The sequence below is a fragment of the Aliikangiella marina genome (assembly GCF_007004765.1).
GTDB classification, from domain to species: Bacteria; Pseudomonadota; Gammaproteobacteria; order Enterobacterales; family Kangiellaceae; genus Aliikangiella; species Aliikangiella marina.
This window is the reverse complement of sequence record NZ_VIKR01000006.1, coordinates 205,389-220,811: the sequence shown is the minus strand read 5'-3', so window position 1 is coordinate 220,811 and position 15,423 is coordinate 205,389. Positions and strand designations below refer to the sequence as shown.

At 44.0% G+C, this 15,423-nt stretch carries 15 protein-coding genes; 2 read left to right on the top strand and 13 right to left on the bottom strand.

Going from position 1 to position 15,423, the window contains the following annotated elements; all coding sequences use genetic code 11:
- The first annotated feature begins 234 nt into the window (after positions 1 to 234).
- Positions 235 to 1,890, top strand: a complete 1,656-nt coding sequence (locus FLL45_RS20485; protein WP_142943929.1) for an electron transfer flavoprotein-ubiquinone oxidoreductase — start codon at positions 235 to 237, stop codon at positions 1,888 to 1,890.
- Positions 1,891 to 1,948: 58 nt separating this feature from the next.
- Here the strand turns inward: FLL45_RS20485 and FLL45_RS20480 are convergent, their stop codons facing one another.
- The 13 genes from FLL45_RS20480 to paaG form a co-directional block, all read right to left on the bottom strand.
- Positions 1,949 to 3,343: a DUF3466 family protein gene (locus FLL45_RS20480; protein ID WP_142943928.1), complete on the bottom strand. Its 1,395-nt coding sequence runs from the start codon at positions 3,341 to 3,343 to the stop codon at positions 1,949 to 1,951.
- An 83-nt stretch (positions 3,344 to 3,426) separates the two neighbouring features.
- Complete coding sequence (gene maiA / locus FLL45_RS20475) at positions 3,427 to 4,077, bottom strand: maleylacetoacetate isomerase (RefSeq protein ID WP_142943927.1); 651 nt, start codon at positions 4,075 to 4,077, stop codon at positions 3,427 to 3,429.
- 180 nt (positions 4,078 to 4,257) lie between these two features.
- Positions 4,258 to 4,836, bottom strand: a complete 579-nt coding sequence (locus tag FLL45_RS20470; RefSeq protein WP_142943926.1) for a MarR family winged helix-turn-helix transcriptional regulator — start codon at positions 4,834 to 4,836, stop codon at positions 4,258 to 4,260.
- Between the two features lie 66 nt (positions 4,837 to 4,902).
- Positions 4,903 to 6,954 (bottom strand): 3-hydroxyacyl-CoA dehydrogenase NAD-binding domain-containing protein, encoded by a 2,052-nt coding sequence (locus FLL45_RS20465; protein WP_142943925.1) that lies wholly within the window; start codon positions 6,952 to 6,954, stop codon positions 4,903 to 4,905.
- Positions 6,955 to 7,236: 282 nt separating this feature from the next.
- Positions 7,237 to 8,181: a PaaX family transcriptional regulator gene (locus FLL45_RS20460; protein WP_142943924.1), complete on the bottom strand. Its 945-nt coding sequence runs from the start codon at positions 8,179 to 8,181 to the stop codon at positions 7,237 to 7,239.
- Positions 8,168 to 9,256 (bottom strand): 1,2-phenylacetyl-CoA epoxidase subunit PaaE, encoded by a 1,089-nt coding sequence (gene paaE / locus FLL45_RS20455; protein ID WP_142943923.1) that lies wholly within the window; start codon positions 9,254 to 9,256, stop codon positions 8,168 to 8,170. Before paaE ends, FLL45_RS20460 begins: the two co-directional genes overlap by 14 nt.
- Positions 9,257 to 9,301: 45 nt before the next feature.
- Complete coding sequence (gene paaD, locus FLL45_RS20450) at positions 9,302 to 9,826, bottom strand: 1,2-phenylacetyl-CoA epoxidase subunit PaaD (RefSeq protein WP_246075867.1); 525 nt, start codon at positions 9,824 to 9,826, stop codon at positions 9,302 to 9,304.
- A 26-nt stretch (positions 9,827 to 9,852) separates the two neighbouring features.
- The gene (paaC, locus tag FLL45_RS20445) at positions 9,853 to 10,614 is read right to left on the bottom strand and encodes a 1,2-phenylacetyl-CoA epoxidase subunit PaaC (RefSeq protein ID WP_142943922.1); all 762 of its coding nucleotides are present in this window, start codon (positions 10,612 to 10,614) and stop codon (positions 9,853 to 9,855) included.
- Between the two features lie 11 nt (positions 10,615 to 10,625).
- Positions 10,626 to 10,913, bottom strand: coding sequence for a 1,2-phenylacetyl-CoA epoxidase subunit PaaB (paaB, locus tag FLL45_RS20440; RefSeq protein WP_142943921.1), 288 nt, complete (start codon positions 10,911 to 10,913; stop codon positions 10,626 to 10,628).
- A gap of 14 nt (positions 10,914 to 10,927) precedes the next feature.
- Positions 10,928 to 11,884, bottom strand: a complete 957-nt coding sequence (gene paaA / locus FLL45_RS20435; RefSeq protein ID WP_142943920.1) for a 1,2-phenylacetyl-CoA epoxidase subunit PaaA — start codon at positions 11,882 to 11,884, stop codon at positions 10,928 to 10,930.
- 282 nt (positions 11,885 to 12,166) lie between these two features.
- Positions 12,167 to 13,369, bottom strand: coding sequence for a 3-oxoadipyl-CoA thiolase (pcaF, locus tag FLL45_RS20430; protein WP_142943919.1), 1,203 nt, complete (start codon positions 13,367 to 13,369; stop codon positions 12,167 to 12,169).
- A gap of 57 nt (positions 13,370 to 13,426) precedes the next feature.
- Complete coding sequence (locus FLL45_RS20425; protein ID WP_142943918.1) at positions 13,427 to 13,825, bottom strand: hotdog fold thioesterase; 399 nt, start codon at positions 13,823 to 13,825, stop codon at positions 13,427 to 13,429.
- Positions 13,826 to 13,882: 57 nt separating this feature from the next.
- Positions 13,883 to 14,671 (bottom strand): 2-(1,2-epoxy-1,2-dihydrophenyl)acetyl-CoA isomerase PaaG, encoded by a 789-nt coding sequence (gene paaG / locus FLL45_RS20420; RefSeq protein WP_142943917.1) that lies wholly within the window; start codon positions 14,669 to 14,671, stop codon positions 13,883 to 13,885.
- A 96-nt stretch (positions 14,672 to 14,767) separates the two neighbouring features.
- Between paaG and FLL45_RS20415 the strand changes: the two genes are divergently transcribed.
- On the top strand, positions 14,768 to 15,361 hold the full coding sequence (locus FLL45_RS20415; RefSeq protein ID WP_142943916.1) for an acyltransferase: 594 nt from the start codon (positions 14,768 to 14,770) through the stop codon (positions 15,359 to 15,361).
- Positions 15,362 to 15,423 lie beyond the last annotated feature (62 nt).

The window sequence follows — 15,423 nt, the reverse complement described above, 5'->3', positions numbered from 1 at the left end:
TAATTGTCTAGCTTTAGGCGCTAATTCGACAAAAAGGTCGGACCGCGGGATCTTGCCGCTTTATGCGTTTAACGTCAACCAAAATCGGGTATAATCCCCTACTTTCCGGCTATAGCCGGTATTAAAAAGACTTATGTCGTAAAATTGGCCTAAACCCATTAAACTAGGCCGCAGGTAACGGAGTGACACTGGTTATTCACTCCGCAAATGACAAGAACTAACTAGGGGGTATCCATGGAACGCGAGTCTATGGAATTTGATGTAGTTATCGTGGGCGCAGGCCCTTCAGGATTAGCAACTGCCATGCGCTTGGCACAAATCGCGCAAGAAAATCAACAAGAAACCACTATTTGTGTCGTTGAGAAAGGCTCTGAGGTCGGCGCGCACATCTTATCGGGTGCCGTTTTTGAACCCACTGCACTCAATGAACTTATTCCAGACTGGAAAGAAAAAGGCGCCCCCCTCAATACTCCAGTCGTCGGTGATGACATTTTGCTACTTGGTAATGCGCAAAAAAGCCAAAAGATTCCCAATTTATTTGTGCCCAAAACCATGCATAATCATGGTAACTATATTGTCAGTCTTGGTAATGTCTGCCGCTGGTTAGCCGAACAAGCCGAGGCGATGGGCGTTGAAATATTTCCAGGATTTGCAGCAGCAGACATTCTCTACAATGAGGATGGCAGCGTAAAGGGCATTCTTACTGGTGATATGGGCGTTGCGGAAGACGGCTCAGAAAAAGATGGCTATATGCCTGGCATGGAGTTACATGCCAAATATACTGTTTTTGCCGAAGGCGCGCGTGGCCATTTAGGAAAAAGATTGATTGCTAACTTCGAATTAGACAAAGGAAAAGAACCTCAACACTATGCTATCGGTATCAAAGAATTATGGAAAGTTCCCGCCGATAACCACCACCAAGGTAAAGTCGTACACAGTGCGGGTTGGCCACTAAAAGAAAGTGGCTCTGCGGGTGGTGGATTCCTTTATCACCTAGAAGATAATCAAATTGTCGTTGGCATGGTAGTCGACCTGTCGTATCAAAACCCGCATGTCAGCCCGTTCGATGAATTTCAGCGTTACAAGCACCACCCACAAATTGCTCAGTATCTCGAGGGCGGTGAGCGCGTCTCGTACGGTGCGAGAGCGATTACCAAAGGTGGAATCCAGTCTCAGCCTGAAATGGTATTCCCGGGTGGAGTGCTAATAGGCTGCGATGCCGGAACATTGAATTTTGCGAAAATCAAAGGCTCTCATACCGCGATGAAATCTGGTATGTTGGCCGCTGAGTCGATTGCCGAGGCGTTAGCCGCTGACAGGGCCAGCGACAAGCTGGACAGCTTTACTGCGGCCTACAAAGCGTCATGGGCCTATAAAGAACTTAAAATTCAGCGCAACTTCGGCCCTGCTCAGCATAAATGGGGAAATATACTGGGTTCTGCTTACGCGTTTATCGATATTAATATCTTCAACGGTGCACTCCCTTGGACGCTGAGCGACCCTAAACCCGATTATGCACAGATGAAAAAAGCATCTGAATGTCCAAAAATTGATTATCCAAAACCGGACGGTAAGCTTTCATTCGATAAATTAAGTTCGGTGTTTATTTCCAACACCAATCATGAAGAAGATCAACCAGTTCATTTGCAATTGAAAGATCCGAGCATTCCGATTGAAGTCAACCTAGCAGAATATGATGAGCCCGCTCAACGCTATTGTCCTGCAGGGGTTTACGAAGTCATTCGTGATGATGATGGTAATAATCCAAGGTTCCAGATCAACGCGCAAAACTGCGTTCATTGTAAAACCTGCGATATTAAAGATCCGAGTCAGAATATTAATTGGGTTACACCGGAAGGTGCTGGTGGTCCAAACTATCCTAATATGTAAAGTAACTATTCATAAAAAAAGCCGCTAAATCGCGGCTTTTTTTTCGCTAGTGAAAAGATTAGCTGACTTTTCGGCGGATAACTGCCAAACAAGAGAGTAATACAATTAAAGAAGCAGGAATTGAACCTGAGCCACTATCTTCCTCTTCTTGTTCAAAATCGCATTGTGTTGGCGTCGCACCAGGGTTTGGCGTCAACATAAACGCTTTACGCTCGCCACCAAACAAGCCATTCCCGATTATAATGCCGTTATCATTAATTTGACGCGCTTCATATAACACCCAATCTCTCACACCCGTAGTTAGTGTCTGGGTACAGTCAATCAAATCATTCAGGTCGTAAGTGGTTCCATTCTGATAAGCAAACGCGTGATAAGTATCGGGAACAACATCAGCAATCATACTCCCGACAATAATATTCTGAGCGTTGATGTCATAGGGAGACGCGTTATCACAACAAATTTGCGAATCCAATCCTTCAACCAATGGTGGTATGATTTCAAAAGCACCATTATTGCTATTAAACATGATCCCTTCATAACGCTGTTTTTCCAAATCATAGAGTTTGCCGGCAACCATGCCATTATTGTTGATTGCATTAAACAAACTGGCAGTTTCCTCACCGGGATCAATCGTCGTTAAAGTCTCCGGACTCGCAGCATTTACCACCACACCATTGAACAAAAATGAAGACTCGAAAGCCACTTGCGACCAGCCTACAGCAACGCCATTATCGTTGATGTCTTTTAGGGCAATACTCCGAGGTAAATTGTCATAATTGAGCGGATTTACTCTGGTTAAGGTGTCGGTTTGAGTATCGTAAATGACTCCTCGATTAACGATGAACTCAGCATCTTCACCTTCAGCAGTTAAGTCATCGTCCACATCTAATTCAGCAAAGCCAACTATCACACCATTATTATTGACCGCCAGAGCACGAACTCCATGATCTTGTTCTGGTTCAAAAAGCGGTACCTGAGACAGTACTTGACTACCGACCTGAGTGTAAATCGCTCTCTGGACCGGTAGTCCTGATTGCAGCTCTCTTTCGGTATCAAGTCCTTGGTCAACGGTCACAGTGACGGGATCGTTATTTTCATCAAATTGTGGCACTGATTCAACTGAGTAGCCAATCATCATCCCGTTGTCGTTGATATCAAATGCGACGCTCTCATCGATCGTCGCCGCAATAAATCCGATCGCCAACTCCTGATTAACAATGGATCCCATGTTGGTAAATGTGCCATTGTCATATGCATACCCTCTGGAGGGAAAGCCACCAGTGACGTATGAATATCCTACGGCAACATCATTGTTGTTAATTCCAAAGGCGAATATTTCATTGTCTTCAAAAGTTCCCAAAGGGACAATATTATAAGCAGTTTCCACGGCCGCTGCCGAAAGAGAACACGCCGCAATCGCGCCTGCTAATAAAGATTTTTTTAAGTTAATCACTTCTTATTTCTACTTCTAAGTTGATAAAGGTTTTAATTTAATACGGTGGTTAATCCGCTACAACAACTAATCGGTTGTACAAACTATTCCCCTGCATCCGGCTGGTTTTCCGGAACCGCATTTTGAAATCGTTCAAGTTTTAAACAGTTCTCATTTATCGCCAACAACCGAGGAAACTCTTCCATAGGAAAATTAAAACGGTGGGCATTGTAAATCTGTGGGATAAGACAAGCGTCAGCCAAAGAAAGTTCCTCACCCATAGAATAAGGTCCATCTATTTCGTGAAGTGCAAGTAGCCCTTCATAGGCTTGGAACCCTAGCCTGAGCCAGTGATGGTACCACAGGTTCTTGGCCTCGTCTGTTATATCCATTTCATTTGAAAGGTATTGCAATACTCTTAGGTTGTTTAACGGATGAGTGTCGCAGGCGATGACTTGGCATAACTGTCGAGTGATTGCTCTCTCCGCAATCGACTCAGGCAGAAGTTTAGGTTTGGGGTACTTTTCGTCGATATATTCAAGTATGGCAATAGATTGAGAGATGACTAATCCATCGTCGATCAATGTTGGTACCAGCCCCTGCGGGTTAAGCTCACGAAACTCTGGCTTGTGCTGCTCTCCGCCATCTTTTACTAAATGCACCGGAATTTGAGTGTAAGACGCTTGTTTTAGATTTAATCCAATTCTTACTCGATATGCAGCCGTTGATCGCCAGTATCCGTGTAGTTTTAACATATAAAGCCCTCAGTAAGACAAGCTACTCGCTTGTAGCATTATTAGTATTATTTTCATTTAAACTTCAAATACTTATGACAGGTTCTCTACATTGTTCCGAGAGATAAAGGTGGATATTTTACACGCTAGAAAAGGTTTAAAAAAGTCTTATATCAGTGATTTGTCGCGCAGCAGACGTCACTATTCCCATTCATCTTCAAGTTCGTTTTCTAAATGATGGAGATGTCTGTCAAGCTTATTCAATAAATGCTGCAACTGCTCTTTCTCTTCATAGGAAAAACAAGCATCAATAAGCTCACCGGTTTCGATTCGTTTAGGCGTGATGAGATCATGAAAATCAGCGCCTTCTTGGGTAAGGTAAATCAGTTGTTTACGACGGTCTCTTTTAGAGTTCTTGGTGTCAACAAACCCCAGTTTCTTGAGTACCTTGACGGCTCTAGTCACCGTTGCGGCATCAGTTTTTAGCGCATCAGCGACGTGGCCATTGGTTAAACCGCCATATGAACCTAGGACGGAGATAACGCGCCACTCTCTCTCGCCGATTGGCACGCCAGACTCCAATAGCAGTAAGGATAATTTGTTTCCGGCTTGCGACATTTGCGCGGCTAAGCGATACATTCGATAAGGTAAGAAGCTTTGCAGGTCAAGAGTATACCTGACCTTGCCCGCGGCTTTCCTCGCTTTTACTTTGCCGTCATCAGTTTCAACGGTTGAACCTTTTTCAATTAACGCATTTTGTTCGGAATTAGATTTTCCCACACTACTCGCCTCATACTTATTCACTGATTCCCACTGTAAACTAATCGTTGGGTAGATCCAAATAAGTTAATCGTCAGTGTCTAATACACCAAGTTCAACTGGTGGCCAGATAAGTTCACCCTGTTCACCGCGAAGTTTAGTCAGCGCTTTGGCTAGCTTTTCTTTACCTAGTTGCTTGGCTTGGAAAATGGGTCCCCCTTTATGTCTTGGGAAACCATAACCGTGTAGCCATATCACATCAATATCAGAGAGGCGATTGACTATACCTTCTTGATAAAGCTTAATTCCCTCGCTTATCAAAGCAAGTAGTGCCCGTTCAACGATTTCATCATTAGTGAAACTTCTTTGAGTAATCCCTAAATCGAGCCCTTTTTCGCGAATTAAGTTAGCGGCCTCCTGATCATAAACAGCCTTACCTTCCGGGTACTGATAGAATCCCTTGCCGGTTTTTCGTCCTAACCGTTGATTTTCTACCATCACCGCTGCCGCTCTGAAATAGCCAGGATCATGAGCCGGAAACGGTTGTGCACTTCTTGCGTTGTGCCCGATATCAATGCCGGATAAATCTTGAACCGCTAAAGGCCCCATCGCCATTCCCCAGCTCGCCATCGCTTTATCAATTTGCTCGATTCCCGCGCCTTCGAGTAACATCTGTTGAATTTCCCGACCATAACGGGTGTACATTCGGTTTCCTGCGAACCCAAAACACACACCAACCAACACCGACATTTTTTTCAACTGTTTACCAACGGCCATTGCCGTTGCTAGTGCCACGTCCGAAGATCGCTCCGCTTTAACAACTTCTAATAACTTCATAATATTGGCAGGGCTGAAAAAATGCATACCAATCACGCGGCTGGGATCAGAAACCACCTCAGCTATCTGATTAATGTCCAAATAAGATGTATTAGTTGCTAAAACCGCAGTTGGCTGAGCGAGTTTATCGAGATCAGTAAATAAGGTCTTTTTGACTTCTATGTCTTCAAAAATAGCCTCTATAATTAGCTCACAATTTTCGACAGTTTCTAACCTCGTTGAAGCGACAAGTCGCGACATACAATCATCCGCAGCCGCCTGCCCCATTCGGCCGCTCTTAACATTCCTAGAGAAGTTACTCGCGACTCGCTCAACACCCGCATCTAATCCCTCTTGTGTTTGCTCTATCAGGTGAATAGTGAAGCCAGCCGATAAAAATGCCGTCGCAATACCGGATCCCATATTGCCAGCACCAATAACCGCGACTTCTTTGACTGTTTTGGGCTCCGCCTGTAACTTGGTTTTAGCGGCTTGTTTCTCAGCACTAAAAGCATATCGAAGCGCTGCGGATTGCTCCGACTCCCGCAGTTTAAGAAATGCCTCACGTTCAATGGCCATTCCATCAGCGATAGATTTTCCAACCGTCTTTTGCAATACAGTTGCTGCGACTAATGGCGCCTCTTTACCTCTTGCTTTGGCTTTTATTTTTTCAATTGCAGTCTGCCAATCATAGTTTTCGTCCAAAAACTCTTGCTCTCCGACACGACGAACATTTAAGTCGTTCGCCTCAAGCTTTTTCTCGACAAACGCTATTGTTCTTTCATTGAGATCTTGATCACTTTCAAACAACGCATCAAAAAGATGGCTATCGACAAAACTCGCTGCGGAATAATGCTTGCCGCCAGTTATCATCTCTAAACTTTTGTCTTCGCCAACAATCCTGGGTAATCGTTGCGTGCCACCAGCCCCCGGAATTAATCCGAGATTTACCTCTGGTAAACCTACTTTTGCATCCATCATCGCAACGCGGTAATGACAAGCGAGCGCAACCTCAAATCCACCTCCGAGCGAAGTGCCAAATAACGAAGCGACAACGGGTTTGGTCGACGCCTCTATACGATTGACGACGTCGGGCAAGAAGGGTGTCGTTGGCGGTTGACCAAATTCTTTAATATCTGCGCCGGCAATAAAAGTACGGTTCGCACAGCGAATAATAATTGCGCTAATTTGATTGTCGGACTCAAATGCATTTATGCCTTCTACTAGACCGTGCCGTACAGCCTGAGAAAGCGCATTTACTGGCGGATAGTCAATCTCTAAAATACCAATATTATTATGAATAATTTGTTTTACTTGATTCATATTTTGGATCTCTAATTGGGTAATTCTGTTTCTGTGTTGATCTGTTTCTGTATTGTTCTGAATCTGTGTTATTCTGGTTTGGTACTGCCATATTTTTCTACAACAGTGTCAGTTTTTCGCCCATCTACCGAGCGATTTACCATTTAATGCACTGGTATCAGTATTTTTTGTAACTACGTTTCTCATCTATTTTCAAAAAACCGCCGTTCGCGAATAATCATTCTGTATCCACCCTGAGTCTCTCAATATTATAACGTTGTTAGCCTAGGGATTATAATAAAACTATTTAAATCTTTGGCTGAATGATTTGGCTGCTGCCGGTAAAAAACCGCTCTGATTTTGTAACTGACTAGTAATGTAGCGAGCGGAAGCTCGAGCTAACTGCGCATATAACTTTTTAGCAATTTTAGTCGCCAGATATCCCTGCCAGTCATCAGGTAACATATTTTGCGGTAACTCATGATCTTTTAATAATACACGACGATACTCATGGATTAATAAACCTCTCAATAAAAAAGCTTGGTGATCATTGAGTTGTTTTTCTGCAACTAACTCAATCAGAGGTTGGTAAGTCTGGTTAAACTCAGCATAATCTTGATCCAGCAGTTCTAACTGCCAACGTTGTTGTACTAAAGACTTAAGAACATTAGTCGATTCATCATCAATCGTTTTACTTTCAAATACGACCACCGAGTCAGTTAACTCTAGCTCACTTATCGTTTCTTCGAGAGACCCTTTATCGATTGATGGATGGGCGTAAGCGCCAGAAGCAAGTTGACTAAAACCTAGCCACCGCAATTGTCGCTTAAACGAGGGAAGTTCTTCTTCATCCACAAAACTCGGTAATACAATTAACCAATTACCATCCGAATGTTGAGTAGTGGCGGCGTAAATCCGCCTCGCAGCTTTAGTATAATGCTTATGAGCAGATGGTGTGAATTGATAAAAACTCTTACGGCCATTTTTAGTGACCGCCAACCAGTTATCTTTCACCAATCGAAAAACCGATGTCCGAATCAGCCGCTCGGAAAAACCTAACGGTTCTAGCGCGCCAATTAAATCTCCTAACCAAACTTCGTCACCATGCTGGGAAATGACATCACCGAAGATAGTAACAACAAATGACTTGCAACTAATATTCGCTTGTTCTGGTCGAGAGAACAAGAACCCGTTCATATCAAACGGTTTCGTTTGGGTAGTGAGGGCATCACCTTTACGAGAAATCAAAATCGATTTCGACTTCTTCTGATACGGGGTGCGCTTGGCAAGTTAGCACCATTCCTTCTGCAACTTCTTCTTCGGTTAACGAGTGATTAAGATCCATTTCAACTTGGCCTTTAACCACTTTTGCTTTGCAGGTAGCACATACTCCTCCCTTACACGAAAACGGTAAGTCTGCCCCATTCTCCATCGCGGCATCAAGAATATTTTGGCCACCCATTTGTAAGTCCATCAAAGTCTTCCGACCGGCTACTTTGACTGAGACTTGAGAAGTTTTTTCGCCGTATTTCTTGGCTCTGGCCTGCTGACTTTGTTGCGCTTTTTCTTCCGCACTGCCGGCAAAAAACAATTCATAGTGGATGCTTTCTTCGGAAAGATTGTTGAGTTTGAAGAATTCGGCGACTTCATTAATCATTTCCTCGGGACCACAGATAAACACATCGTCGACCGTACTTAAATTAATGATACGTGCTTGATCTAACTCGACAAGTTTTTTAGCTGTTATGCGCCCATTAAAAATTTCAGCGTCGCTCTCCTCTCGAGTAAAAAGATTGACCAATTGAAACCGTTCAAGGTAGGCGCTTTTTATGAAACTTAATTTATCCCTAAACATCATCAAGGCAGATGATTTATTTCCGTAGACTAGGGTAACTGTCGCATTGGGTTCGCTTTCCAAGATCGTTTGAATATGAGCTAAATTCGGTGTGATTCCACTACCGGCTGCGACCAATAAGTAATGCTTCGAGTTGTCGGCAGTAACTTCGGTATAAAAATGCCCTTGTGGCGGCATGACTTCCATTTGCATGCCGACTTTTACTTCTTCATTGGCATAGTTTGAAAACAGCCCTTCTTCAATTCGTTTAACGCCAACAGTGAGACGTTGCTCATTAGCACTATTGCAAATCGAATAAGAACGCCGCGTATCTTGACCATTAATATCTGCTTTGAGCGTAATATGCTGGCCTTGAATATAACGATATTCATTTTGCAACTCGGGCGGCACATCAAAAGAAATCGCAACGGAGTCTTTAGTCAATTTTTCAACTGCAGACACAGTGAGCTGATGAAATTCGGTACTCATTAATATTTCCTTTTAATGTTTATTATCTCTTCGCCTATTCGGCGGTTAAAAATGTTTAAAATAATCAAAGTTTTCGAAGCAGTCGTTGCATTGATATAGCGCTTTACATGCGGTTGAACCGAATTGGCTGACGACTTTAGTATTTGAACTATCACAAACCGGACATTGAACGCGATCTTCCTCGTGTGGAGGGGCTATATTAATGCTCTTTAAATGAGCCTTACCAACGGGCGACATCATCTCGGTTGACCAGGCGGGAGACAAGACTAAATTAACTTTAACTTTGTCGTATCCAGCTGCCTTTAAAGCCGCTTTAACATCTGCATTGATCGTTTCGACCGCAGGACAGCCACTATAAGTTGGCGTGACATCTATCTGCCACTCGCCATCTATTAAACGCACATCTTGTAAAATGCCTAGGTCCCAAATCGTCAAGCCGGGTAATTCTGGATCGAACACTGAATCAAGCAAATCCCATATTGGTTTATGCTCTGATCCTTCCCGATAAGCCTTTCGCTTCGCAAACACAGGATTAAGCGTTGGGATAATATTGTCATTCATTTTATTCATTGTTTAGTGGCGACTTAGTCAATCGACTACCATTGCAATCCAGGCATTGTTCGCTGAATATATTGCATTTCGCTTAACATATGACCAAGGTGTTCCGTGTGAATTCCTTCTCTCCCTCCACGAATTTGCAATTGACTGTCAGGAAAGTGGACATTAGACTCGCCGAGGAATTTTTGGACATAGGCATCCCAATCTTTTTGCAGTTTAGCTCTATCAACCGCAATTCCCTGTTCAACCAACGACTGCTCCCAATCGCTCATTAAAAAGAGCTCGCCAACGAAATTTTCAAGTTCAAGTAAAGCGTCTTTAATTCGACGTAAGCTTTCGTCAGTGCCTTCTGCTAGCTGCCTAATCCAGGGCTCGCTGCGCTTTAAATGATAGCGACTTTCTTTAACAGCCTTTGCCGCAATTGCAGCGATAGTTTCGTCACTTGAATTCATTAATTGCTTCAGGTATTCGCAATAAAAAACATCAACAAAAAATTGTCTGACCATGGTAAATGCAAAGTCGTTGATCGGTAATTCATGAATAAGAAGGTTGGTATACTCACGTTCATTACGGAAGTAAGCGATATCGTCTTCAGTTCGACCTTTGCCTTCAACTTCGCAAGCGTATTGATAGAACATTCTCGCTCGGCCAATATAATCGAGAGCGACATTGCCGAGCGCAATATCTTCTTCTAGATAAGGTCCGTTACTACACCATTCAGACAAGCGATGGCTCAAAACGACTGAGTCGTCCCCTAAGGCAACTAAGAATCGAAAAAGGTTTTGTTGTTGCTGATTCATTATCAATATTCCTACATGTTATTGACACTATCAGGCAAAACATAGTGCGTTGCGTGGCGGTATGGTTTGTCATCCATTGGGTCAACAAAGTTCTCGGTATCTTCTTCTTGGCTGGCCGTGATATTCTTGGACTCAACAACCCAAATACTCACCCCTTCTGAACGACGGATGTAACAGTCACGAGCGTACATTAACGCATGCTCGGGACTTTCGGCGTGAAGACTGCCAACATGCTTGTGGTCGAGACCTCTCGCCGACCGGACAAACACTTCATAGACTGCAAGATGTTCCTGACTCATAATTCCTTCCTCTTTTATGCCGCGCTCTCAGCAGCTTTTTGATTTTGTTTAGCTCGATAGGCTCGCACAGCTTCTCTCACCCACTCACCATTGTCGTGAGCGGCTTTATGATGCTTAATACGCTGATGATTGCACGGACCACTACCATTAATAACTTGATAGAACTCTTCCCAATTAATTTCACCCGAATCGTAATGGCCCCTTTCTTCGTTCCACTTAATTTCAGGGTCTGGCATTTCTAATCCAAGGACTTCTATCTGAGGAACCGTTTGATCAATAAACTTTTGGCGTAAGTCATCGTTCGACTGGCGCTTAATTTTCCACTTCATCGAGCGACCTGAGTGCGCTGACTCGCTATCGTGAGGCCCAAACATCATTAAAGATGGCCACCAAAAGCGATTCATTGCATCTTGTGCCATTTGCTTTTGTTCAGGGGTCCCTTTTGCTAAGGCATACATGATTTCGTAGCCTTGGCGTTGATGGAAACTTTCCTCTTTGCAAATTCTAATCATCGCCCTCGAATAAGGTCCGTATGAAGTTCTTTGCAATGAAATCTGATTAACAATCGCTGCACCGTCAACTAACCAGCCAATTGCGCCGACATCAGCCCATGAAAGTGTTGGGTAATTGAAAATTGAGGCGTATTTTGCTTTGCCGGTTTGCAGTGCATCGATTAATTCGCTTCGGCTAATACCCAGCGTCTCCGTTGCACTGTATAAGTACAAACCATGTCCAGCTTCATCCTGGACTTTAGCGAGTAATACCGCCTTTCTTCTTAAGGTTGGTGCACGCGTAATCCAGTTACCCTCAGGTTGCATCCCGATCACTTCTGAGTGAGCATGTTGAGACATCTGCCGGATTAAGTTTTTTCGATAGTCGTCTGGCATCCAATCGGTAGGCTCAATTTTTTGCTCTTCTGCGATTTTGCGGTCAAATTCCGCTTGTTCTGCAGCACTGTCAACGCTTTGCATGGTCAATATCTCCTCGTTCACGAATTCTTTAATGATACCAATATCGTTTATTTTTATCAATTTGTGTATCATTTTAAAGTCACTAAGCTACGCTTGCTTATACAGTATTTAAACTTTCTTTCTATGATTAACGCTTTCGGTCAAAGGCCTGCAACGGTTGTGCACCTTGGCCTTGGTTCTGGCCCCACTTAGGACTGACCCGCCGCTATTTAGGCCTTCACGCACCTGTAGCGCCTTGAGCTTTTATTCAATCGTATTTGGCGATCTGAGTATCGCCGGAAACTAGGCAGCTTCAATAACTAAGGCAATACCTTGGCCAACGCCAATACACATGGTGCATAGCGCATATTTACCGCCTCGCCGACGAAGCTCGTACGCTGCGGTAGTGACCAAACGCGCCCCGCTCATCCCCAAAGGATGACCTAACGCAATTGCGCCGCCATTCGGGTTCACTCTTGGATCATCATCTGCCAAACCCAATTCACGCAAAACCGCTAACCCTTGCGCAGCGAAAGCTTCATTTAATTCGATGATATCCATTTCAGCTAAGGTTAAACCATTGTTTTTGAGTACTTTTTTCGAAGCTTCTACCGGACCAACCCCCATAATTCTTGGCGAGAGTCCGGAAGTTGCCATACCAACAACCCTGGCTAGCGGTTTTAATCCTTGCTTAGCGATTTGCGCTTCATTCGCCAAAAGTAAAGCGCACGCCCCATCGTTTATGCCTGACGCATTACCCGCGGTGACAGTACCATTCTCTCGAAATGGCGTCGCTAATTTCGCCAGTCCATCGAGGGTACTGGGTCGAGGATGTTCGTCAACTGCAAATTCTTTAGTCTCTTTGCGATTGACTTTGACCGTGACTGACACAATCTCTTCGTTAAACACGCCTTTTTCGAGAGCATGTTGGGTTTTCTCTTGAGTGCGCAAAGCAAACTTATCTTGATCTTCTCGAGAAATGGAAAATTGCTCGGCAACATTTTCAGCAGTTTCTGGCATGGTATCGACACCATATTGTTCTGCCATTTTCTTATTCACAAACCGCCACCCCATCGTCGTATCGTATATTTCAGCTTTTCGTGAAAAGGCGCTGTCTGACTTTGGCATCACAAAAGGGGCACGCGACATTTGTTCAACACCACCCGCAATTGCCATTGATTGTTCTCCGCACATGATAGCTCGCGCGGCACTGCCTATTGCATCCATTCCACTGCCACACAAGCGATTAATGGTCATCCCTGGTACAGATTCTGGTAACCCGGCTAGTAATGAGCTCATACGCGCTACATTACGGTTATCTTCGCCGGCTTGATTAGCACAACCGTAATACACGTCATCAACTTCTTGCCAATTCACTTGCGGATTTCTCTCCATCAATGCTTTCATTGGAATCGCACCGAGGTCATCGGCTCTTACACGCGACAATGAGCCGCCAAAACGGCCGATAGGAGTTCTGATTGCGTCACAGATATATACTTTGTTCATGATTCAAACCTGACAAATAGAATTAATATTTAACTCATACTTCAATATGAAATTTAACTAAACCTTACTCGCATTTTTACTAATCAGTTTTCCGCGCACTAGGGCAATAACCTGATGGGATTGATTAGTCACTTTTACGTCACAAAATAAATTTTTGCCGGTGATAAAACTCACTTTAGCAGCGGCAATTAACCGATCGCCTAGCTTTGCAGGTGCCAAATACTCTATTTGATTACTTGCCGACAAAATCGTTTCACCTTCCATCGAACTCGCAAAAGCACTCGCGGTATCGGCTAAAGTGTAGATAAAACCACCATGACAAACATCGTAGCCATTAGTCATTTTATCGGTAACGACCATTGACACAGAACAGCTTTCTTCATCGATACTAACCAACTGGATTCCGAGCATTTGAGACGCAGGGTCATTTCGTAACAGCTGTTCGGCAATTGTCATGCTCACCTCTCTGACGATTTGCTTATTCTTTTAGAAGCGTATCTAAATACGGAGTGATTATTTTCCCTTAAATTGCGGCTCGCGTTTTTCAATAAAAGCGGCGACGCCTTCACGATAATCATCACTTCGACCTAAATGTTGCATTGCTTTTCTTTCTCTTTCCAACTGTTCATTCAAGGCATAATCAAACGAGGTATGGACTAGTTCTTTTATGTTGGCGAGCGCTTCTGTTGGTTGAGTGGCGAGATAACCTGCCATTTTGCCAGCTTCATCAATGAGCGCATCATCATCAACCACTTGATAAATCAATCCCCATTGCTCAGCTTGTTCAGCCTTAACTTTATTGCCAAGCATCGCCATCGCCTTTGCCCGAGGAAGACCGATGGCCCGAGCAAAATGCCATGACGATCCCGAATCAGGCACTAAACCAACCTTCGCAAACGATAAAATAAAAGAGGATGAACGAGCAGCTATTACGATGTCACAAGCCATGACGACACTCGCACCGGCTCCGGCAGCAACACCGTTAAGCGCACAAATCACCGGCATTTTTAAATTAGTCAATCGGCGGATTAACGGGTTGTAAAATTTTTCTACTGACATCCCCAAATCGGGCGCAGCTTGATCAGCACTTACCGCACGGTCATTTAAATCCTGTCCAGCGCAAAAACCTCGTCCCGCCCCAGTTAATAGGAGACAACGTGTTTCTCCGTCTGTCGCGATATCATCAAGGGCAGCATGCATTTCTTCGTGCATTTGAACATTAAAGCTGTTTAGTCTGTCTGGGCGATTTAATGTGAGCTTTGCAACCCCGTCTCGTTTTTCTAAAACTATTGTTTGGTACATACTTGTGCCTCATTTATACTTCAATCATTCATTGGTTCTAGTGCTGATCATTGCGTACTAGACTCAACTTGTTTTAGCCTCAGGAGTACACCCTCAGTGCCTATTTATGCCATCGATAACTTCATTCCAGTTATCAAAAAAAATACCTACATCCATCCGAGCGCCGAAATCATTGGCGATGTGATCATCGAGGAAAACTGCTACATTGCTGCGGGTGCTGTACTCCGAGGAGACTTCGGTCGCATCTATGTAGGCCATAACAGTAATGTTCAAGATAACTGCGTCTTACACAGTTTCCCTGACAAAGACTGTCATTTGGAACCCTTCAGTCACATTGGTCACTGCGCCGTACTGCATGGCTGTCGCATAGGCGAAAACGCGCTTATCGGCATGAATGCTGTTGTTATGGACGATGCATTCATTGGCAGCGAATCGATTGTTGCTGCAAGCTCGTTTGTTCGCGGTGGTTTCCAATGCGAACCACGCTCTATGGTAATGGGCATTCCTGCAAAAGTCGTTCGCCAGGTAACCGATAAAGAAATCGGCTGGAAATCGAAAGGCACTCAAGAATATGTTGACTTAGCCAACCGATCGTTAACAACCATGCGTGAAATAAAACCCTTATCCGAGATTCAAGCCGAAAGACCACGCTATCAAGAATCTGAACACGTTACCAAAGACAAAATTTAATTTTCTTACTCGCCTCCTCATTTGAGAGGAGGCAATTTAAATTGGCGCTTGATTATAATCAC